Genomic DNA, 19,289 nt, shown 5'->3' on the forward strand with positions numbered 1-19,289 from the left:
GCGGGTGTCAACGGGATCTACGGAAGCCGAGGCGGCCATGCGGAATCCTTCGTGTGACGGAGCGGACGGACAGGAGGGCGGGGCGCACGCCCTGGACGCCCAGCACCAGGCCGAGCAGGGCGAAGACACCGCCGACGGTCACGACGCCCGCGGTGAGCGCGAGGGCCGCGCGGACGTCGGTGGAGAGGGTGGGGGAGGCGGCGAGGCCGGTCACCGCGCCCGCGGCCCACGCGCCCGCGCCGGTCGCGGCGGCGGCCGCCAGCACCGGCCGGGCCAGGTCGCCCAGGATCCGCCGGACCCGGACCGGGACGCTGCGCGGGCCCATCCCGGCGAGCAGCAGGACCCCGGTGACGGTGATGCCGGCGGCGTTGGCGGCCGCGATGCCGGTCACGCCCCACGGGCCGACGGCCCAGGCGCCTACACCGGCGGTGGCCGCGATGCCGACGGCCATCGCGCCGAGCGGGTACCAGGAGGCGCGGCCCGCCGAGAAGTAGGACCGGGCCAGCGCGCCCACCACGGTCTGCCCGAGCAGTCCGAGGGCGTACACGCGCATGACGGCCGCGGTCGCCGCCGTGTCGGCCGCCGTGAAGGCGCCGCGCTGGAAGAGCAGTTCGATCATCTGCGGTGCGCAGGCCACCACCGTGGCCGCGCCAAGGAGCACCAGACAGGCCGCCAGCGCCACGTCCCGCTCGACCCGCTCGCGGGCCCGTTCGGTGTCGCCGTCGGCCATGGCGCGGGCCACCACCGGGAAGGTGACCGTGCACAGCATCAGCGACAGCGTCATCGGGATCTGCGCCACCTTCTGCGCGTAGTTCAGGTGCGAGATGGCACCGGCGGGGAGCCCGGAGGCGAGGAAGCGCTCGATGAGGATCTGCGACTGCCGGCACACCGCGAAGAGCAGCACGGTGGAGAACAGGGCGAGGGCGAGCGGCCGGGCCGGGTCCCCGGCGTCCGCGAGCCGCTCGCCCGGGTCGCGGCGCCGCAACTGCCGCAGCAGCGACGGCGTCTGCGCCGCCACCATCAGGAGACCGCCCGCCGCGACCCCCACCGCCGCCGACCGCACCCCCCAGCGCCCGCCGAGCACGAACATCGCCGTGATGATGCCGGTGTTGTAGGCGACGTAGATCGCCGCCGGCGCCAGGAACCGGCGGTGCGCCCGCAGTGCCGCGCTGCAGTACCCGGCGAGCCCGAAGCTGACGACGCAGGTGGCGGTGAGCCGGGTGCAGTCCACGGCCAGGGCGTGATCCTCCAGGCCCGGCGCGAGGGCCCGGACCAGGGCGGGAGCGCAGACGACGACCAGCGCGCCGACCGCGACGAAGGCCGGCAGCAGCCGGGGCAGGGTGGCGGCGACCAGTTCGCGGACCGGGTCGCCGACGGCGCCCCGCGCGCGGCGGGCCAGGGCCAGGCTGAACATCGGGACCAGCGCGAAGGCCAGCCCGTCCTCGATCAGCAGCGTCGCCGCGAACTCCGGCACCGTCCACGCCACCAGGAAGGCGTCCGTCTCACTGCCCGCCCCGAAGAGCCGGGCCAGCGCCTGGTCCCGGGCCAGCCCGAGCACCGACCCGGCCACCGACAGCACGGCGGTGACCAGCGCGGCCCGGGCCAGGAATCTCCGGGAGGACCGGGTCTCCGCTCCCGCTGCGTCCGGATCCGGCGGGGCGGTCCGGGCCGGCGGGACCGACGTCCCGTCCGCCGCGCGCGGCGGGGTCGTCCTCACCGCTCCGCCACCCGCTCACCCGTCGCGGACCCGAGCGCCCACCAGGCCGCCAGCCCGAGGCAGACCGCCGTCAGTACCGTCGAGGGCCCGCCGATGTCGGCGTACGCGAAGTCGGTCAACTGCCACACCAGCAGTCCGCAGGCGACCAGCCCGCAGTCCTGCCCGGCCGTCCCGGCCCGCCGTACGGCACGCAGCCGCCGCAGCCCGAGGACGAGCAGCGCCAGCCAGCTCCCGGCGAGCGCGAGCAGCCCGAGCAGGCCCTGTTCGGCCAGTACCAGGAGGTACATGTTGTGCGGCGACAGCAGCGGCTGCCGGTGGTACCCGGCACCGGCGCCGTCGGTCTCGCTGCCCGAGGACAGCGCCAGGGAGGCGTGCGAGTCGCGGTGTTCGGGGAACCCCTTCAGCCCCACGCCGGTCAGCGGCCGCTCGCGCCACATCCCGGCCGCCGCCGCCCACATCGTGTAGCGGTCGGTCACCGACTGGTCGGGGGCGTCGGTGACCTGCGTGATGCTGCCGACCCGCTCCTGGAGCATCGCCGTACCCACACCCAGCCCGCCCACCAGCACCACACCCGCCGCGACCGCCGCCGCGCCCACCGCCAGCGCCCGGCGCGCCCCGGACAGCAGGAGCTGCGCCGCGCAGGTCACCGCCGTCGCGATCCACGCGCCCCGGCTGAACGACAGGGCGAGCGGCAGCAGCAGGGCGAGCGCGCACCCGGCGGCGAGCAGCCGGTGCCGCACCGTCGTACGCCCCAGCGCCAGACCGACCGCGCAGGCCAGGCCCAGGGAGACCACGGTCGCCATCCCCATCACGTCCTGCGCCCCGAAGGTGCCCACCGCCCGGATCGGCTCGCCCTGGTAGGAGGCGCCGGTGCCGGTCACGTACTGGTGCACGCCGACCGCCCCCTGCCACACCGCGAGGCCCGCCATCGCCCAGGCGAGCAGCCGTACGTCGTCCCGTCTCCGCAGGAGCAGCAGTACGGCGGCGGGGACGAGGACGAAGACCTGGAGGTACCGGCCCAGGCCCTCGAGCCCGGCCCCCGGCGAGGCGGCGCCCACGGCGGCGACGGCCAGACCCAGCACCGGCAGGCCCAGGACGACCGCGGCCCTGCGGGTCAGGGGGCGCCGCCGGTCCCGTACCAGTCGCAGCGCGCAGTACAGCACCACCAGCGCGGAGACCGCGTCGGCCGGATGCGCGTTCCCGATGCCGCTCCCGCCGTCCGGCGCGAGAGGCAGGGCGAGCAGCGCGACCACCGCGACCACGGCCAGCACGGGCGGCAGCCGCCGCACGCGCGCCGTCGGCCACAGGGGAAGGGCGTGGGCCACCTGCGTCAGCTCCCCGTGGGACGCACGAGCGCGACGGCGGTGCGCAGCAGGATGCAGACGTCCTGCCACAGCGACCAGTCGTCGATGTAGGCGTTGTCGAAGCGGGCCCGGTCCTCGATGGAGGTGTCGCCGCGCAGTCCGCTGATCTGGGCCAGGCCCGTGATGCCGGCGGGCGCCCGGTGCCGGGCCGCGTAGCCGGGGTAGGTCTGGCTGAACTGGGCCACGAAGAAGGGCCGTTCGGGGCGTGGGCCGACCAGGCTCATGTCGCCCCGGAAGACGTTCCACAACTGGAGCAGCTCGTCCAGCGAGGTGCGCCGCAGGAAGCGGCAGAACCACGGCATCCGGTGCTCGTCCGCCACGCTCCACCGGGTCGCCGACTCGTGCTCGTCGGCCGGGCGGTGGGTGCGGAACTTCAGCAGCGTGAAGGGCCTGCCGTCCTGGCCGATGCGCTCCTGCCGGAACAGCACGCCCGGCCCGCCGACCATCCGCAGCACCGTCGCGCAGGTCAGCAGCACGGGGCTGAGCAGGAGCAGGAGCAGCCCGGACACGGTCACGTCCAGCACCCGCTTGCCGGCCCCGGCCGGTCGCCGGGCGCCCGGCTCCAGGCGTCGGCGGGAGAACCCGGCGAGCCGTTCCCGGCCGTCCCGCGCGGGGAGGTCCGCGTCCAGCTCCCACACCACACAGCCGGACTCCGCCAGCGCCCGCAGCAGCGGTTCCTGCCGGGTGCGTACGGAGGGGTGGACGGTCAGGACGTCGCGCACACCGTTCTGCACGACCGCCCGCCGCACCTCCTCGCCGGTGGACAGCACGGGCAGGCCGGTGGTGCCGCCGGGCTCGTCGGTGACGACGCCGACGGGGCGGACCCCGCAGCGGGGGTGGCGCAGCAGCGCCGAGGCCACCCGCTGCGCGGTCGCGGCGGGACCGACGACCAGGGCCGCGTGCGGCCGGTTCGCCAGCGCCGTACGGTGCCGCCGGTGCACGGCGCCCCGCCCGGCGCAGCCCGTGGCCGCGTGCAGCAGGAAGCCGAGGATCAGGGTGGGCGCGGACAGCGCCTGCGGCGGGGCGTACGCCGCGACGAGTGCCGCCAGCGCCAGCCAGATCACCGCGATCCGCCCGCACAGGGCGGGCAGGTCGTCCAGTATCCCCGCGGGCCGCCGGGCGGGGTCCGGGCGCGGGCGCAGCAGCAGCGAGGCACCGACCAGCAGCGCCGTCAGCAGCGGTTGGTACGGGGTGCCGGTGAGGGCCAGCGATCCAGGCAGCGCCGCCGTGCCGTCCGCGACGAGCAGCGGCAGGGGTGAGTCCGGCCGCGACGCGGCACGCCCGGCGGGCAGCCGGAAGCCGGCGGGGCGGGTACGCGGCGGCAGGACCGCGACGGGGGACGGGCCGAGGTCGTGCGCCTGGCCGGCGGGGTTGGGGACGGTGCTTTCCGCGGTCACGGGTGGGTGGACTCCCTGTACTCGATGGGCACGACGGCCGGCCGGCCCATGGCTGCGGGCCGGTCGTCGGGGAGGAGACGGGGGGCGTCGGACGGTCCGCCGCGGCGGAGGGGCGCGTCGGCGGCAGCCGGGTCGTGGTGCGGGAGGGACGGGTCCGGGGCCGCCGCACCGTCGTGCGGGAAGCACGGGTCCGGGGCCGCCGCACCGTCGTGCGGGAGGGACGGGTCCGGGGCCGCCGCACCGTCGTGCGGAAGGGGCAGGTCCGCGCCTGCCGCCCCGCAGCCGTCGGCGACACGCGTCCCGGTCGTCCGCGCGCCCGCCAGGAGTGCGCCGTACACCGCCGCGACCGCCGCGGCCGTGTGCCGTACGTCGTGCGCGGTCCGCACGTGCGCGTGTCCCCGGCGGCCGAGCGACGCGCGCAGCGGCGCGTCGAGCAGCAGGGCGGCGACCGCGCCGGCCAGCGTCGCGGGTTCCTCCGGCGGCACCAGGCAGTGCGGCTCCAGAGCGGGCGGCAGACCCTCACGGGCCCCGTCCACGTCCGTCACCACCACGGGCCGCCCGCAGGCCATCGCCTCCAGCGGGGCCAGCGCCATTCCCTCCCAGCGCGACGGCAGCACGACCAGATCGGCGGCCCGGTACCAGGCGGCGACGTCGTCCACACCGCCCGCGAAGACCACCGACGCCCGGGCGCCGTCCAGGAAGCCGTACGCCGAGGCCCGCGCGGTGAGCGGACCGCGGTCCGGGCCGTCGCCGACCAGGACCAGCCGGGCGTCCGGCACCCGCGCGAGGACCGAACGCCACGCGGCCAGCAGGACGTCCTGGCCCTTCTGTCGGCACAGGCGCCCCACGCAGACCACCAACGGGGCGTGCGGGCCGATGCCGTGCCGCAACCGCACGCCGTCGGCGTCGGTCGGGTCCGCGGGCGTTCCGCCCGCGGGGAAGCGGTTGGTGTCGATGCCGTTGGGGATCACCGACCAGCGTCCGCGGATCCCGGCCCGTACGCCGCGCCACCGCTCCGCCTCGCTCACGCACACCGTCCGCGCCGCCCATCGCGCGCCCCACCGCTCCCAGTACAGGGCGAGTGCCCCGGCGGGGCCGCCGACCGCCTCGAACGACCAGGCGTGCGGCTGGAAAACGGTCGGGATCCGCCCCCGCACCGCGAGCCGCGCCGCGAGACCGGCCTTCGCGCTGTGCGCGTGCACCAGGTCCGGGCACACGGCCCCGGTCACCCGGGCGAGCCGGCGCACCTCCGGCACGAGTGCCGGGCCCGGCGAGCGGGTGGCCGGCCAGTGGAGTACGTCGGCGCCCAGGGCGCGGAGGCGGTCCGCGAGGTTCCCGTCGGGGCAGGCGACCGCGACACCGAGTCCGGCGGCGAGCTGAGCCCGCGTCAGGTCGGTCACGACCCGGGCGACCCCGCCGTCCACCGGTTGGGTGACATGCAGAACCCGTGGCCGGGAGCCGGTCGGTGGCAGGTGCATGCGCGTTTCCTCGTTCACGGAGACTGCTCGGGACGTGCGGGAACGCGTCTGACGGCGGAGCGTCGGCCGCGCCGCGGCGTACGCCGGCGCACGCCGCGTCCCGCTGCCAAACGAGCCGGAAACCGGCCGGTCACCGCCGCGTCGGGAGTTCTCGGAGAGTGCCTTCGGCCGATGTCCCTGAGTGGTGCGACGGGGAGGCGTCGATGGAGTGGGGAACGAAGTGGGACTCTAGCCGCTATCCGTACTAATACGGTGAAACAGGGTAAGTGTGTTGGATTTGTGAATACCGGTCTTTCGCCAGATCACCCCTTTGGCGGCACAACCCGCGTGGATGCCACGCGTTGACACTGCGCCGGGCAGCCGCCCGGATGTGTGTGACAACCCCAAGGAGCACTTCTCCATGTCGCGTATTGCGAAGGGCCTGGCCCTGACCTCCGTCGCCGCCGCCGCGGTGGCGGGCACCGCCGGTGTCGCCGCTGCCGACAGCGGCGCGAAGGCCGCCGCCGCCCACTCCCCGGGCGTCCTGTCCGGCAACGTGGTGCAGGTCCCGGTCCACGTCCCGGTCAACGTCTGCGGCAACACCGTCGACGTCATCGGCCTGCTGAACCCGGCGTTCGGCAACGAGTGCGAGAACGACTGACCTCGGCTCGCGCCTTTTCGTACCGGCCGTCCGTACCGCGGTTCCTCCGCGACCGGGCGGCCGGTCCGTGTTTGCGGGCGGACGGCGGAGGGCTGCCCCGAATGGGGGGTGCGGGCGCCGACACGGCGTACGGACCTTGACAGGGCGTCTCACCAGGTAAGACGCCGACGACGGGAATTCCGGGCGAGCACGTGCGGTCACCGCTCGGTTGCAGAGCGCCAGGGGCGCTTTCACGGTGGGCACAAGATCCGACGCACCACCGAAAGGAACCCCCCATGCGTCTGCCCGCACGACGAATCGCCACCACCGCTCTCTGCGCCGGCCTGCTGATCGGTCTCTCGGGGCCGGCGGTGATGGCGGCCGATGGCGAATCGGCCCGGGAACGCACCCACGCGGTGTCCCAGGCACCCCTGCCCGACCTGGCGGAACTGCAGAGCCAGGTCGCCGGCCTGGCCGGCCTGGGCGGAGTGCTCACGCCCGTCACCGACCTGCTCAACGCCGTCCTCAAGGCCGACAACGGCCAGCTGGCCGCCGCCGACGCCGACCAGTTCGCCGACGCCGTCAAGGACGCGCTCGCCAAGGCCGACGCGGCCGACGCGGACGCCGACGACACGGACGCGGACGACACGGTGAACCTGCCCGGCACGACCACCCCGGCCCAGCCGCCGGCCGTGACCGCGCCGCAGGCCGGCAACCCGGTCACGCTGCCGGCGCCCGTCGTGGCGGAGGACCAGACCGCGGCGGCGTCCGACCTGACGGCCACGGCCTACGCCGACCTCCAGAAGCGGATCGACGCGCTGGTCAAGGCCACCACCGCCGGCAACGCCGAGCAGGTGAGCCCGGCCATCGACGAGGTGATGACCGGCATCAGCAACGTCGTCGCCGCCACGCTCGTCGCCAACGGCATGCCCGCCGCGGACCTGGCCGGTCTGCCCGCCCTCCCGGCGGCTCCGGAGGACACCACGCCGGAAGCCGCGGTCCCGGCGAACCCGCTGCCGGCCAACCCCTCCTGACGCCCCGCGCGTCCCCGGGCCGTCGCGTCACCCTTTTCGGGTCGGTGCGACGGCCCTTCTGTATTTCTGCCTTTCTGTCCTTCCGCCTTTCGAGGGTCCGGAGATCTCATATGTCTTCCGGACGGTGGAGTTTCCGTGCCCGTTACAGGTCGTTGAGAGGGCGTCAGTATTTCCTCCGGTGACACGGGTCGCCGAAGAAAGGAACACGATGAAGTCCCTCAAGGCCGCCGCGGTCGTCGCCGGTTCCCTGGTCGTCGCCGGCTCCGCCGTGCCCGCGTTCGCCCACGACGCCGACGCCGCCCGGTCCATGCCCACCAGCCTCAACGGCGCCGTGAACGCGCTGACCGCGGAGCCCATCGACGTCATGCCGCTCAAGCACCAGTCGAAGGCGCTCGACACCGAGAACAAGGACTCCGTGCTGCACACCGTGAAGGGTGCGACCACCGACCTGAACTCGAAGAGCCGCCGGCTCGGGGGCCTCCCGCTGGGCGGCTGAGCCCGGCCGATTCCCGCGTGCGCTCTTTCCCGCACGTTCCTCCCCCGCCCGCTCCTCCCGCCTTCCCGCATTCTCGAAAGGGACCGTGCCTGACATGAAGTCGACCACCAGACGAACCCTGGCCGCCGTCGTCACCGGAGTGGCCGCAGCCGTGGGCGTGTCCGCGGCCCCCGCCGCCGCGGCCGACGCGATCCCCGTGCCCGTGCCCCTGAACGGCGCGGAGACGGCCCTCGGCATGGAACTGCCGAAGGTGACCGGCGAGCTGCCCGTGCCGACGGTGGGCGCACCCGAGGGGCCGCGCTACGTCGAGGGCCGACTGCTGCCGGAGCGGACACTGCCGCGGTTGCCGGTGCACGGCGGGCTGCCGGGCGCCGACGTACGCCAGCCCGTACCGCACGTCCTCGGCGACAACTTCGACCATGCCGCCTTCGACGCCCCCGCCGCCGGGCTGCGCACCCTGGCACCCGGTCTGTCCCTGGACGCGCCGCTCACCCCGCCGCGCGCCGACGCCCTCGGTCTGCCGGCGGCCAAGCTCCCGGAGGCCGGTGTGGCGCCCCCCGCCGTCCAGACGATCCCCGTGGCCGACCTGGGCGTCGGACCGGGTCTCTAGCCCGCTCGGCCCGTCACACGCCCGGGGCGTCCGTGCTCCGACTGGCCCTGCGAGCGGTGACCGAGTGGCCCGTGGGCCGGTTAGTGGTGCGGACCACCGGAACCGGACGAGGAGCGAGCCATGGCCGTTGACCCGGGCGCGGCAACGAGCGACACCGAGCAGGAGCAGGATCGGGGGGCGGAGAGCCGGGCGAGAGGCGGCCCGGCGCGAGGCACCCGGCGGCAGCTGATGCGAGGGCTGTTCGCCCCGGCTCTCGCGGTCACCCTGACGCCGCTGGTCGCCGCCTCCCGCCCCGAGCCGCACACCGCCGGGCCGGCGGGGAGCGGCGCTTTCGACGAGACCTACCGGGGGCGCCGGATCCGCGGCGTCTGGTCCGCCGCGGGACGCGGCGCCGGCACCTGGCACGTCACCGTGGACGGCCGCCCGCTGCACCTGATGCGGCGGGCCGACGGCAGCTGGCTGACCATGATCGACCACTACCGCTCGTACCCCACCCCGCTTTCCGCGGCCCGCCGCGCCGTAGACGAACTCGGCCCCGGCGAGCACCTGCGCGACACGCCGGCCGCCGAGGGGCACGACCTCCACGGGCACGACCACCGCTCCGGGGGACGGCATGGCGTACACGCGTAGGGACGTCAGCACGCTGACCCGCACCGAGTGGCGACGGTTCGTCAAGGCGCTGCTGGAGATCAAACGGCGCGGCGAGTACGACGAGTTCGTCCGCATCCACATCGACTACTACGTCTCGGACGGCGAGGACGGGCTGCGTACGGCGCACATGGCGCCCTCCTTCCTGCCCTGGCACCGCAGGTTCTTGCTGGACCTGGAGCAGGCGCTGCGCCGGGTCGACTCGTCGGTCACCGTGCCGTACTGGGACTGGACGAAGAACCGCAGCACCACGTCCGCGCCCTGGACCGCCGACTTCCTGGGCGGCACCGGCCGACGCTCCGACCACCGGGTCACCACCGGGCCGTTCGCGTACGCCGAGGGCAACTGGACGCTGAAGGTGAACGTCACCGACACCAAGTACCTCACCCGGGACCTCGGCCGGGCCGGCGATCCCCTCAAGCTCCCGACCAGGAGCGACCTGGAGTGGGCCCTCGACGACCCGGTGTACGACTCCACGCCGTACGACTCCACGGTCCGCAAGGGGTTCCGCAACAAGCTGGAGGGGTGGGGGACGGGCCGCGGCAGCGTCTCCTGGCGCAACCACAACCGGGTGCACCGGTGGGTCGGCGGGGCCATGGTCGGCGGCGCCTCCGTCAACGACCCGGTGTTCTGGCTGCACCACGCCTTCGTCGACCTCCAGTGGTCCCGCTGGCAGGCCCGTCACCGGGGCGCCCGCTACCTGCCCGCGAACCCGCCCGGCCAGGGCAGCGCCCAGCGCGGACGGATCGTCGCCCGGCACGAGCGGATGCCGCCGTGGAACGTGACGCCGGACGAGCTGGAGGACGTCGGCCGGATCTACCGTTACGCCTGACGGACCAACCGGTGCGCACCCGCGGGATCCGCCGGTGCGTCCGGGGGACCCGCGGGAAGAGCCCCGGCCGGGAAGGCCGGGGCTCTTCGGGTGCCTACGGGACTCAGCCGCCGTAGCCGGCGCTCTTCTTGTCGTGCTTCTTGCCGTGCTTGTCGCTCGTGTCCTTCTTCTTGTCGCTCGTGTCCTTCTTGTCGTCCGCGCCGTTCTCGCAGGAGTTGCCGAACGCCGGGTTGAGCAGGGCGAGGATGTTGACGGTGTTGCCGCACAGGTTCACCGGCACGTGCACCGGGACCTGGATGACGTTGCCGGACAGGACACCGGGCGAGCCGATGGCGGCGCCCTCGGCACCCGCGTCCGCCATGGCCAGGCCGGTGCCGCTGAGCACCACGGCGCCGGCGCCGAGAGCGACGCCGGCAGCCTTCGCGATGCGAGACATCACGTTTCTCCTTCTGACTCGGGGAGCACGGCGGCAGGACACGCCGCCGCGCGGCCGGTTCAACGCACCCGGTCGAAGCGGGTCACGGGGGGAATGTGAGGATCACCCTTTTTGCAGAGAGGCAGGGGGTGGCGAGGGAGGGCAAGCGGCGGGGGAAAACCAGTGCCGCTCCCGAGCGGACGTCCACTAGCCTCCCCGCCATGTCGAACGACCTGCCCGACGCGTCCGTCGATCCCTCCGATCTCTCCGAGCCGTCCGATCCCATTGAGCCGTCCGCGCCCGCCGCGCTGCCCGGCCTCTTCTCCGAGGAGAGCAGGGTGCGCGCCTTCGCCGCCGTCGCCCTGGGGGCCGGCGGCAGCGCGGAGGTGGCCCGGACGGCCGGACTGTCCGCGAAGGAGACGGCGGGCGCGCTGCGCCGACTGCGGGAGCAGGGCGTGGTGGTGTCCGGAGACGGCGGTGGACTCGTCGTCGCGTACGACCGGTTCAGGGAGCTGGCCCGCGCGGCCCGCCCCACGGCGGACCCGGCCGGTGACGTCGTACCGGCGGCCGACGGCGACCGCACCGGCATGATCCTGCGGACCTTCGTGAAGGACGGGCGCCTGGTCCGCCTCCCCGCCCGCTGGACGCGCAAGAAGGTGGTGCTGCGGCACATCGCCGAGCGGACCTTCGCCCCCGGCGTGGAGTACCCGGAGCGCACCGTCGACCAGAAGCTGCGGGCGTGGTGCGAGGACGGCGAGGTCGACCATGTGACGCTCCGGCGCCATCTGGTGGACTTCGGACACCTGCGCCGGAGCGGCGGAATCTACGCGCGCCCGGCGGAATCCGAACGGGTGGGAACCGCCTGAGCGTCCGGAGCGGGAGCCACGGGCAGACGGCGTACGGGGGAGCCGTCGAGGTGGGCCCGGATCGCCTCGACGGCCTGGCCGTAGTACGTGGCGTAGTTGGCCTGTGAGACGTAGCCCAGGTGGGGCGTCGCGAGCAGGCGCGGGGCGGTGCGCATCGGGTGGCCGGCGGGCAGCGGCTCGGTGTCGAAGACGTCGACGCCCGCGCCGGCGATCCGGCCCTCGTGCAACGCGGCGAGCAGGGCGTCCTGGTCGACGATCGCCGCGCGCGAGGTGTTGATCAGATAGGCCGTCGGCTTGAGCAGGGCCAGTTCGGCGGGGCCGAGCAGGCCGCGGGTGCGGTCGCCGAGCGCCAGGTGGACGGAGACGAAGTCGGCGTCGCGCAGCAGCGCCTCCTTGGAGGGGGCGAGTTCGACGCCCACCTCGTCGGCGCGCTCCCGGGTGAGGTTCCGGCTCCACGCGCTCACCCGCATGCCGAAGGCGAGGCCCACCCCGGCCACCCGGCTGCCGATCTTGCCGAGGCCGAGCAGGCCCAGGCGGCGGCCGTGCAGGTCGGCGCCCACCGTCTGCTGCCAGGGGCCGCCCTCGCGCAGCCCGTTGCCCTCCCGCACGATGCCGCGGGCCAGGCCGAGGATCAGCGCCCAGGTCAGCTCGACGGGCGGGGCCGAGGAGGAGGCCGTGCCGCACACGGTGACGCCGTGCGCCTCGGCGGCGGCGTAGTCGATCACGCTGTTGCGCATGCCGGAGGCGACGAGGAGCCGCAACCGGGGCAGCCGGGCGATCAGCGATGCGGGGAAGGCCACGCGCTCGCGCAGCGTGACCACGATGTCGAAACCGGCGAGGGCGGCGGCGAGGGCGTCCTCGTCGCCGAAATGGGTGTCGAAGGACACGACGTCCACGTCGTCGGCGACCGGGGACCAGTCGGCGATCTCGGTCGCCACCCGCTGGAAGTCGTCGAGTACGGCGCACCGCAGTCGCACGTGGTCCGGTCCCCCCTCGCCAAACGGGCAGTGGCGCCCCCGGCAGGACTCGAACCTGCGGCCAAGCGCTTAGAAGGCGCCTGCTCTATCCACTGAGCTACGGGGGCCTGGTGTGGTGGCCTCGTTCGTGGTGCCCGGGTGTGGGCGGGTCCGTGACGTTGCCGGGGACAAGGATAGGGCTCCCGGCTCCATGTCCCTGATGCTTCCCCTCCGTGGCTCGATGTGGAGGTTCGGTGAAGCGGTTCTGATAATCGCAGGCAGGTACGAATCGTGCATCGCTTTTGGCCGCTCGCGCATCGGGTGTTGTCCACTCGTTATGCCTGGACTGCGCTCACGTCCCAGTAGTGGCTTCCGTCCGGAGTGTCCGGTCGGCGCGCAGACATGCTCATATGCTTCAGAATTCCCCTAAAATTGGGCATTCTTCACATGTGGTGACCTTGGACGTACGGCCCCAGCTGCTCGACGCACTCTCCGCGCTGCGCGACCGTGTCGCGGCCGCACGCTTCCCGCTGCCCCTGGCGGGTGCGCCACGCGCGCGTGCCAACCGCGACGAGCTGCTCGCCCAGCTCGACGACTACCTGATGCCCCGGCTGAAGGACCCCGAAGCGCCCCTGCTGGCCGTGGTGGGCGGATCCACCGGCGCCGGCAAGTCCACCCTGGTGAACTCCCTCGTGGGGCAGCGGGTCAGCGAGGCCGGCGTGCTGCGGCCCACCACCCGCACGCCGGTGCTGGTGTGCCATCCGGAGGACCACCACTGGTTCAGCGGGATGCGGGTGCTGCCCGACCTCACGCGCGTGTGGGTGCCGCACCGGGAACCGGACGACGAGCTGCTCCTGCCCGGCGAGAACCCCGCGCGCGTGCTGCGTGTCGAGACCGCCGACACCCTGCCGCCGGGCATCGCCCTCCTGGACGCACCCGACATCGACTCCCTCGTGGCCGACAACCGCGTCCTGGCCGCCGAGCTGATCTGCGCGGCCGACATCTGGGTGATGGTCACCACGGCCGCCCGGTACGCCGACGCGGTGCCCTGGCACCTGCTGCGCACCGCCAAGGAGTACGACGCCACCCTGGTCACCGTCCTCGACCGGGTGCCGCACCAGGTGGTGGCCGAGGTGTCCCGGCAGTACGGGGCCCTGCTCACCAAGGCCGGTCTCGGCGACGTACCCCGCTTCACCGTGCCGGAGCTGCCCGAATCGGCCTGGGGCGGCGGGCTGTTGCCGGCCAGCGCCGTGGCGCCGCTGCGGTCCTGGCTCGTCCACCGGGCCCAGGACCTGGACGCCCGGCACCACACCATGGCCCGTACGGCGCATGGCATCCTGGACTCGCTCAAGTCCCGGATGCCCGAACTGGCCGGCGCCACCGCGGCGCAGTACGCGGCCGCGCTGCGGCTCACCGCCGCCGTCGAGGGGGCCTACGACGGCGAGCACGCGCGCGTGCGGGGGCGGTTGCAGGCGGGCGCCGTACTCGCCGGGGACGCCCTGAAGCGCTGGCGGGCCTTCCCCCTCGACTGCTCCCCGGAGGAGCTCCTCGACTCCCTGGTGGAGAGCCTGAGCGCCCTGTTGCTGTGCGCCGTCACCGCCGCCGACGAGCGGGTCGACGAGGCGTGGCGGGGCGAACCGGCCGCGGCCGCCCCGGAACTCGCGCGCCACGACCCCACGCCGGAGAGCGCCGAGCACCGGATCGGGCTGGCCGTACGGCGGTGGCGGCGGGAGCTGGAGGAGTACGCCGAGGACGAGGTCCGCGAGCTGGACCGGAACCTCGCCCCGGATCCCGGGGTGGTGGCCGGACTGGTCGCCACCGTGCTGCTCGGCGGGCGGCGCGCGCGGGTCGCGGGGGAGCGGCTCGCCGAGCGGCTCGGCGCCCACGGTGCGCTGCGGCTGCGCGACCGGGGCGGACGGCTGCTCGACGAACACGTCGACCGCGTCCTGCACGTCGAGCGCGAGCGCCGGCTGGCGCCGCTCGACGGGCTCGAGGTGCATCCCGAGCCACAGGCCGAACTCATCGCCGCGCTGTCAGTACTGCAGAAGGAGAGGTGACCGGTGACCGCCGTCACTGACCAGGACCCCACCGAGCACACCGACCACACCACCCAGGAGGCGGACCCGACGGGGCAGTCCGGCGACACGGAGCCCGGGGACGGCCGGGACCCGGAGAGCGCCGACCAGCCGGAGACCACGCGTGCGGACGGCGCCGGGGGCGCGTCCGAGGAACCGGTACGGGGGACGTGGCTGCGGCGGCGCGGGAGCCGTACGGGGAGCGCGGCCGACACGGAGGGGGCGGGCGGGGCCGAGGGTGCGGGACGGGCTGAGCGCGCCGGACGGGCTGAGCGTGCGGGCCGGGCTGAGCGTGCGGGCCGAGCTGAGCGGGCTGGGGGGAAGGAACGTGAGGGAGGGACGGAACGTGAGGGTGGGAAGGAACGTGAGGGTGGGAAGGAACGTGCGAGAGGGACGGAACGTGCGGGAGGGGGCGAGCGGGCGGCGAGGGTCGAGCGTGTCGCCGGTGGTTCGTACGGCTCGGGTGGTCCCTCCGGTCTCGGTGGTCCATCCGGCTCCAGTGGCGCGTCCGGTCCCGGTGGCGCGTCCGGTCCCGGTGGTTCCTCCGGGTCCGGCTCGGGCGGCGGTTCCGGGGACGGGGAGGGCGCCTGGGGTGACGGGCTGATCGCGCGGCGGGTGGACGAGAACGGTGGCACGGAGCAGTACGCGGTGCTGCCCAGCAGGCCCGCCGCCACCTCGGCCGCCCTGATGCCGCTCGCCTACGACGGACAGCTCAGGTCCCGGCTGGACGCCCTGCGCGAGCTGGTCGGCCTCTCCCGGACCCGGCTCGACGGCGGGACCCTCGCCGAGGCCGGACGGGTCCTCGACGAGGCCGCCGCCCGGCGCAGGCTCTCCGGGCAGCACACCGTCGTCGCCATCGCGGGCGCGACCGGCAGCGGCAAGTCGCAGCTGTTCAACACCCTCGCCGGAGTGACGATCTCCGAGACGGGCGTCCGCCGGCCGACCACCGCCGCGCCCATCGCGTGCAGTTGGAGCGACGGCGCCGCGAGCCTCCTGGACCGGCTCGGCATCCCCGGCCGCCTGCGCCGCCGTCCGATCCAGCACCCCGACTCCGAGTCGCCGCTGCGCGGGCTGGTCCTGATCGACCTGCCCGACCACGACTCGGCGGCGGTCCAGCACCGTGAGCAGGTGGACCGCATCCTGGAGCTGGTCGACGCCGTCATCTGGGTCGTCGACCCGGAGAAGTACGCCGACGCGGTCCTCCACGAGCGCTATCTGCGGCCGATGGCGGGCCACGCGGAGGTCACCCTCGTCGTCCTCAACCAGATCGACCGGCTGCCCGGCGAGGCCGCCGAACAGGTCCTCGACGACCTGCGTCGCCTGCTCGACGAGGACGGCATCGCGCTGGGGGAGCACGGCGAACCCGGCGCGACCGTGCTCGCCCTGTCCGCCCTCACCGGGGAGGGCATCGGCGAGCTGCGCGAGGTGCTCGGCCAGTTCGTCGCCGAGCGGCAGGCCCCGGCGCGCCGCATCGCCGCCGACGTGGACGCCGCCGCCCGGCGGCTGCGCTCCGTGTACGTCACCGGGCGGCGGACCGGCCTCAGCGAGGAGGCCCGGGAGGAGTTCTCGGACCGGCTCGCGGACGCGGTCGGCGCCACCGCGGCGGGCGACGCGGCCGAGCGGGCCTGGCTGCGCAACGCCAACCGCGCGTGCGGTACGCCCTGGCTGCGGCTGTGGCGCTGGTACCACGAGCGGCGTGAGCCGGCCACGGGGCGGCTCCAGCTGCGCGCCCAGCCGGACGAGGAGGCCACCGCGCGGCAGCGCGTCGAGCAGGCGGTGCGCACGGTCTCCGAGCGGGCGTCGGCCGGACTGCCGGCGCCGTGGGCGCAGGCGATGCGCGAGGCGGCCGTACGCGGCGCCCAGGGGCTGCCCGAGGCGCTGGACGAGCTGGCGGAGCGCACGGGGCTGCCGCCGGGGCGCCCACCGCGGCCGGGCTGGTGGCCGGTGGCCGTGCTGGCCCAGGCCTCCATGACGCTGATCCAGGTGGTGGGCGGCCTGTGGCTACTGGGCCAGATCGTCGGCGTCATGCCCCCCAACCTGGGCGTGCCGGTGCTGCTGATGCTGGCGGGCATCATCGGCGGTCCCCTCATCGAGTGGGCCTGCCGCATGGCGGCGCGCGGACCGGCCCGTCGCTACGGCCACGAGGCGGAACGCCTGCTGCGGGAGGCGGCCGCCGGGTGCGGCCGGGCCAGGGTGCTGGATCCGCTGGCGGCGGAACTGCTGCGGTACCGGGAAGTGCGGGAGCAGTACGGGCGGGTCACGGGGGTGGGGACCCCGGCGAGGTAGGCGCGGATCGGCGACTCTCATCCGCACGGGTGACGGAGTTCTCCACAGGCGGGGCGACGGTCCACAGCCTTCGGAGGGGCGGGCGCGGGCCGGGGCAGTCTGGCCTCGCGGCGGTCGTGACGAACGCGGCCGCCGGACGCAGCCGTACGGGACGGGCCCGTGCGGGAGGGAGGACTCGCGATGAACGAGACGATGATCTGCGCCGTGGGCAACGTGGCCACGCAGCCGGTCTTCCGGGAGCTGGCGAACGGGCCGTCGGCGCGCTTCCGGCTGGCGGTCACCGCGCGCTACTGGGACCGCGAGAAGAGCGCCTGGACGGACGGCCACACCAACTTCTTCACCGTGTGGGCCAATCGGCAGCTCGCCGCCAACGCGTCGGCGTCGCTGGCGGTGGGCGACCCCGTCGTGGTCCAGGGCCGGCTGAAGGTCCGTACGGACGTGCGCGAGGGGCAGAACTGGACCTCGGCGGACATCGACGCGGTGGCGATCGGCCACGATCTCGCGCGCGGCACGGCCGCGTTCAGGCGCACCGGGAAGGCTGAGGCGCCGGAGGCCTCGGCCTCCCCGCCGCGGCCGGAGCCCAACTGGGAGACGGCGGTGGGGGAGTCGGCCGGCACGGATCTCGAACAATGCCCGGAGCCCGCCGCCGTGGCCTGACCCGGGTGGTCCGCCGGAACTGACCGGCACTGACCGAAGTACGGGCTTATCGACCCATGCGCCCGGACGAATCCAGGTGGATTTGTCGATAAGCCCTGCTCACAGCGCCGGTCGGCGATAACGATTCCGATTCGGATCACCGCGTGGGCGAACATCACCCGGGGGACGGACCGTCAGGTCCTTAGGATGCCGAACGAGCCCTGCGGGGCTGCTGATTCTGCTGGTGGGACCGTTCCCCCCACGCCAACGGGTCCTGCTCGAAGGGGAATTTGGTGTTTTCTTCGCTCGCTGCACTGTCTCTGCCCGGCCGGAGGACGGCGCGTACCGCCGCCACGGCCCTGGTGTCCGCGGCCGCCGTCGCCGGTCTGGTGGCCGGTGCGGGACCGGCCGCCGCACAGGACGGAGCGGGGGGTCAGGGCGGGGCGACGGCCACCATAGGCGGGCTCAAGACGCACGGCACCGCGGTCATCCACGGGGAGGGCGGCGACCAGGAGGTGCCGGCCGGCCTGTTCGAGATGTCCGTCGAGGGCGGCGGGATGCTTCAGACGTACTGCGTCGACATCCAGAACCCGACGCAGAGGGACGCCAAGTACTACGAGACGCCGTGGAGCGGCACCTCGCTGGGCACCAACAAGGACGCCGGCCGCATCCGTTGGATCCTGGACAACTCCTACCCCCAGGTCAACGACCTCGCCGAGCTCGCGAAGAAGGCGGGTGTCCGCGGCGGGCTCACCGAGCAGGACGCGGCGGCCGGCACCCAGGTGGCCATCTGGCGCTACTCCGACCACACGGACGTCGAGGCGACCGACCCGCAGGCCGAGCGACTCGCCGACTACCTGGAGAAGAACGCCCGCGGCCTCAGCGAGCCCGCGGCCTCGCTCACCCTGGACCCGCCCGCGGTCTCGGGCCGTCCCGGCGAGCGGATCGGTCCGGTGACCGTCCACACCAACGCGGGCGGCGCGACGGTGACGCCCCCGGTCGACGCCACCACCAGCGGCGTGCGGATCGTCGACAAGAAGGGTGAGCCGGTCACCGAGGTCACCGACGGCACCCAGATCTTCTTCGACGTGCCCGAGGACGCGGAGGCCGGTACGTCCGAGCTGACCGTCCAGGCGTCGACCACCGTGCCGGTCGGCCGGGCCTTCGCCTCCGAGAGCCGCAGCCAGACCCAGATCCTGGCGGGCTCCAGCGAGTCCACGGTCGCGGCGACGGCCACCGCCACCTGGGCCGGCCAGGGGGCGATACCCGCCCTGTCCGCCGAGAAGAACTGCGCCGAGGGCGGCCTGGACATCACCGCCGTCAACAAGGGAGACGAGCCGTTCACCTTCTCGTTGCTCGACGCCGAGTACACCATCGCGGCCGGTGAGACCCGCACGGTGACCGTCCCGCTGCCGGAGGACCGGCCCTACGACTTCACCATCCGCGGTCCGGCCGGTTTCGAACAGCGCTTCTCCGGCGTCCTCGACTGCCGTACCCAGGGCGCCACGACGGGCGACGCCACCCAGACCCTCGGCGAACCGGCTCCCGCCACGGCCGTCACCCCCACCCCGAACCCCAACCTCGCGGAGACCGGCAGCTCCGGGGCGACCCCGTTGATCGGCGGCGCGGCGATCGGCCTGGTGGTCATCGGCGGTGCGGTGCTGGTGTTCCTCCGGAAGAAGAACGAGGGGTGACCGTCTAGGGCCCAGGTCCCGGACCCCCGTCCGAGTCCCCGGCTGCCGCGTGCGCGTGGCGCCGGGAACTTTTCAGCGGCTTGACGAGACGGACCGTATCGTCTAACTTTACCGGTGTGCCAGTTTGTGAGGGAAGCCTCCGGCTCCCGCCGTACAGCCCTCGCCC

At 74.4% G+C, this 19,289-nt stretch carries 17 protein-coding genes and 1 tRNA gene; 11 read left to right on the forward strand and 7 right to left on the reverse strand.

Annotation, left to right across the window (positions count from 1 at the left end; translation table 11 throughout):
- Positions 1–7 precede the first annotated feature (7 nt).
- From murJ to ACZ67M_RS01705, 4 genes are read right to left on the reverse strand one after another with little or no spacing between them, the layout of a single operon-like run.
- Positions 8–1,717 carry a murein biosynthesis integral membrane protein MurJ gene (murJ, locus tag ACZ67M_RS01690; RefSeq protein WP_469849149.1) on the reverse strand — a complete coding sequence of 570 codons (1,710 nt, stop codon included), beginning with the start codon at positions 1,715–1,717 and terminating at the stop codon, positions 8–10.
- Positions 1,714–3,042, reverse strand: a complete 1,329-nt coding sequence (locus ACZ67M_RS01695; protein WP_469849150.1) for an O-antigen ligase family protein — start codon at positions 3,040–3,042, stop codon at positions 1,714–1,716. Before ACZ67M_RS01695 ends, murJ begins: the two co-directional genes overlap by 4 nt.
- 5 nt (positions 3,043–3,047) lie before the next feature.
- On the reverse strand, positions 3,048–4,478 hold the full coding sequence (locus tag ACZ67M_RS01700) for an exopolysaccharide biosynthesis polyprenyl glycosylphosphotransferase (protein WP_469849152.1): 1,431 nt from the start codon (positions 4,476–4,478) through the stop codon (positions 3,048–3,050).
- Positions 4,475–5,956 carry a glycosyltransferase gene (locus ACZ67M_RS01705; RefSeq protein WP_469849154.1) on the reverse strand — a complete coding sequence of 494 codons (1,482 nt, stop codon included), beginning with the start codon at positions 5,954–5,956 and terminating at the stop codon, positions 4,475–4,477. The genes ACZ67M_RS01700 and ACZ67M_RS01705 overlap by 4 nt, the downstream gene beginning before the upstream one ends.
- A 400-nt stretch (positions 5,957–6,356) precedes the next feature.
- On the opposite strand from ACZ67M_RS01705, the gene chpG reads away from it, so the two are divergent.
- From chpG to ACZ67M_RS01735, 6 genes are all read left to right on the forward strand, one after another.
- The gene (gene chpG / locus ACZ67M_RS01710) at positions 6,357–6,596 is read left to right on the forward strand and encodes a chaplin ChpG (RefSeq protein WP_161332816.1); all 240 of its coding nucleotides are present in this window, start codon (positions 6,357–6,359) and stop codon (positions 6,594–6,596) included.
- Positions 6,597–6,871: 275 nt separating this feature from the next.
- Positions 6,872–7,609, forward strand: a complete 738-nt coding sequence (locus ACZ67M_RS01715) for a hypothetical protein (RefSeq protein ID WP_469849156.1) — start codon at positions 6,872–6,874, stop codon at positions 7,607–7,609.
- Between the two features lie 208 nt (positions 7,610–7,817).
- Entirely contained in the window at positions 7,818–8,105 is a 288-nt protein-coding gene (locus ACZ67M_RS01720) for a hypothetical protein (protein WP_122620048.1), read from the forward strand.
- A gap of 94 nt (positions 8,106–8,199) precedes the next feature.
- A complete protein-coding gene (locus ACZ67M_RS01725; RefSeq protein ID WP_469849158.1) occupies positions 8,200–8,715 on the forward strand; it encodes a hypothetical protein in 516 nt (171 codons plus the stop codon).
- Between the two features lie 120 nt (positions 8,716–8,835).
- Complete coding sequence (locus tag ACZ67M_RS01730) at positions 8,836–9,345, forward strand: tyrosinase cofactor (RefSeq protein ID WP_392235233.1); 510 nt, start codon at positions 8,836–8,838, stop codon at positions 9,343–9,345.
- Positions 9,329–10,195, forward strand: a complete 867-nt coding sequence (locus ACZ67M_RS01735; RefSeq protein WP_469849160.1) for a tyrosinase family protein — start codon at positions 9,329–9,331, stop codon at positions 10,193–10,195. Before ACZ67M_RS01730 ends, ACZ67M_RS01735 begins: the two co-directional genes overlap by 17 nt.
- Positions 10,196–10,298: 103 nt before the next feature.
- Here the strand turns inward: ACZ67M_RS01735 and ACZ67M_RS01740 are convergent, their stop codons facing one another.
- Positions 10,299–10,631, reverse strand: coding sequence for a chaplin (locus ACZ67M_RS01740; RefSeq protein ID WP_355825723.1), 333 nt, complete (start codon positions 10,629–10,631; stop codon positions 10,299–10,301).
- 200 nt (positions 10,632–10,831) lie between these two features.
- On the opposite strand from ACZ67M_RS01740, the gene ACZ67M_RS01745 reads away from it, so the two are divergent.
- Positions 10,832–11,476, forward strand: coding sequence for a DUF2087 domain-containing protein (locus ACZ67M_RS01745; protein ID WP_469849162.1), 645 nt, complete (start codon positions 10,832–10,834; stop codon positions 11,474–11,476).
- Here ACZ67M_RS01745 and ACZ67M_RS01750 read toward each other — a convergent pair.
- Both ACZ67M_RS01750 and ACZ67M_RS01755 read right to left on the reverse strand, forming a co-directional pair.
- On the reverse strand, positions 11,434–12,453 hold the full coding sequence (locus ACZ67M_RS01750) for a D-2-hydroxyacid dehydrogenase family protein (RefSeq protein WP_469849164.1): 1,020 nt from the start codon (positions 12,451–12,453) through the stop codon (positions 11,434–11,436). The genes ACZ67M_RS01745 and ACZ67M_RS01750 overlap by 43 nt on opposite strands.
- Positions 12,454–12,484: 31 nt before the next feature.
- Positions 12,485–12,560: transfer RNA gene (locus tag ACZ67M_RS01755), tRNA-Arg, on the reverse strand.
- Positions 12,561–12,881: 321 nt separating this feature from the next.
- Here ACZ67M_RS01755 and ACZ67M_RS01760 point away from each other — a divergent pair.
- The 4 genes from ACZ67M_RS01760 to ACZ67M_RS01775 all read left to right on the forward strand — a co-directional run bounded on the left by ACZ67M_RS01760 (position 12,882) and on the right by ACZ67M_RS01775 (position 19,123).
- Positions 12,882–14,489: a dynamin family protein gene (locus ACZ67M_RS01760; RefSeq protein WP_469849166.1), complete on the forward strand. Its 1,608-nt coding sequence runs from the start codon at positions 12,882–12,884 to the stop codon at positions 14,487–14,489.
- A 633-nt stretch (positions 14,490–15,122) separates the two neighbouring features.
- Positions 15,123–16,793, forward strand: a complete 1,671-nt coding sequence (locus ACZ67M_RS01765) for a YfjP family GTPase (protein WP_469849167.1) — start codon at positions 15,123–15,125, stop codon at positions 16,791–16,793.
- Between the two features lie 180 nt (positions 16,794–16,973).
- Complete coding sequence (locus ACZ67M_RS01770; RefSeq protein ID WP_361354483.1) at positions 16,974–17,450, forward strand: single-stranded DNA-binding protein; 477 nt, start codon at positions 16,974–16,976, stop codon at positions 17,448–17,450.
- A 272-nt stretch (positions 17,451–17,722) separates the two neighbouring features.
- Positions 17,723–19,123 (forward strand): Cys-Gln thioester bond-forming surface protein, encoded by a 1,401-nt coding sequence (locus tag ACZ67M_RS01775; RefSeq protein WP_392100900.1) that lies wholly within the window; start codon positions 17,723–17,725, stop codon positions 19,121–19,123.
- The last annotated feature ends 166 nt before the right edge of the window (positions 19,124–19,289 follow it).

Source organism: Streptomyces sp. NPDC107500 (assembly GCF_055582785.1).

What these genes read in the sequence shown, in the direction of transcription:
- ACZ67M_RS01725 (WP_469849158.1), top strand. Translation starts at nt 8,200, where the DNA reads ATGAAGTCGACCACCAGACGAACCCTGGCCGCCGTCGTCACCGGAGTG.
- ACZ67M_RS01705 (WP_469849154.1), bottom strand. Translation starts at nt 5,956, where the DNA reads ATGCACCTGCCACCGACCGGCTCCCGGCCACGGGTTCTGCATGTCACC.
- ACZ67M_RS01735 (WP_469849160.1), top strand. Translation starts at nt 9,329, where the DNA reads ATGGCGTACACGCGTAGGGACGTCAGCACGCTGACCCGCACCGAGTGG.
- ACZ67M_RS01740 (WP_355825723.1), bottom strand. Translation starts at nt 10,631, where the DNA reads ATGTCTCGCATCGCGAAGGCTGCCGGCGTCGCTCTCGGCGCCGGCGCC.
- ACZ67M_RS01715 (WP_469849156.1), top strand. Translation starts at nt 6,872, where the DNA reads ATGCGTCTGCCCGCACGACGAATCGCCACCACCGCTCTCTGCGCCGGC.
- ACZ67M_RS01730 (WP_392235233.1), top strand. Translation starts at nt 8,836, where the DNA reads ATGGCCGTTGACCCGGGCGCGGCAACGAGCGACACCGAGCAGGAGCAG.
- chpG (WP_161332816.1), top strand. Translation starts at nt 6,357, where the DNA reads ATGTCGCGTATTGCGAAGGGCCTGGCCCTGACCTCCGTCGCCGCCGCC.
- ACZ67M_RS01745 (WP_469849162.1), top strand. Translation starts at nt 10,832, where the DNA reads ATGTCGAACGACCTGCCCGACGCGTCCGTCGATCCCTCCGATCTCTCC.
- ACZ67M_RS01770 (WP_361354483.1), top strand. Translation starts at nt 16,974, where the DNA reads ATGAACGAGACGATGATCTGCGCCGTGGGCAACGTGGCCACGCAGCCG.
- ACZ67M_RS01720 (WP_122620048.1), top strand. Translation starts at nt 7,818, where the DNA reads ATGAAGTCCCTCAAGGCCGCCGCGGTCGTCGCCGGTTCCCTGGTCGTC.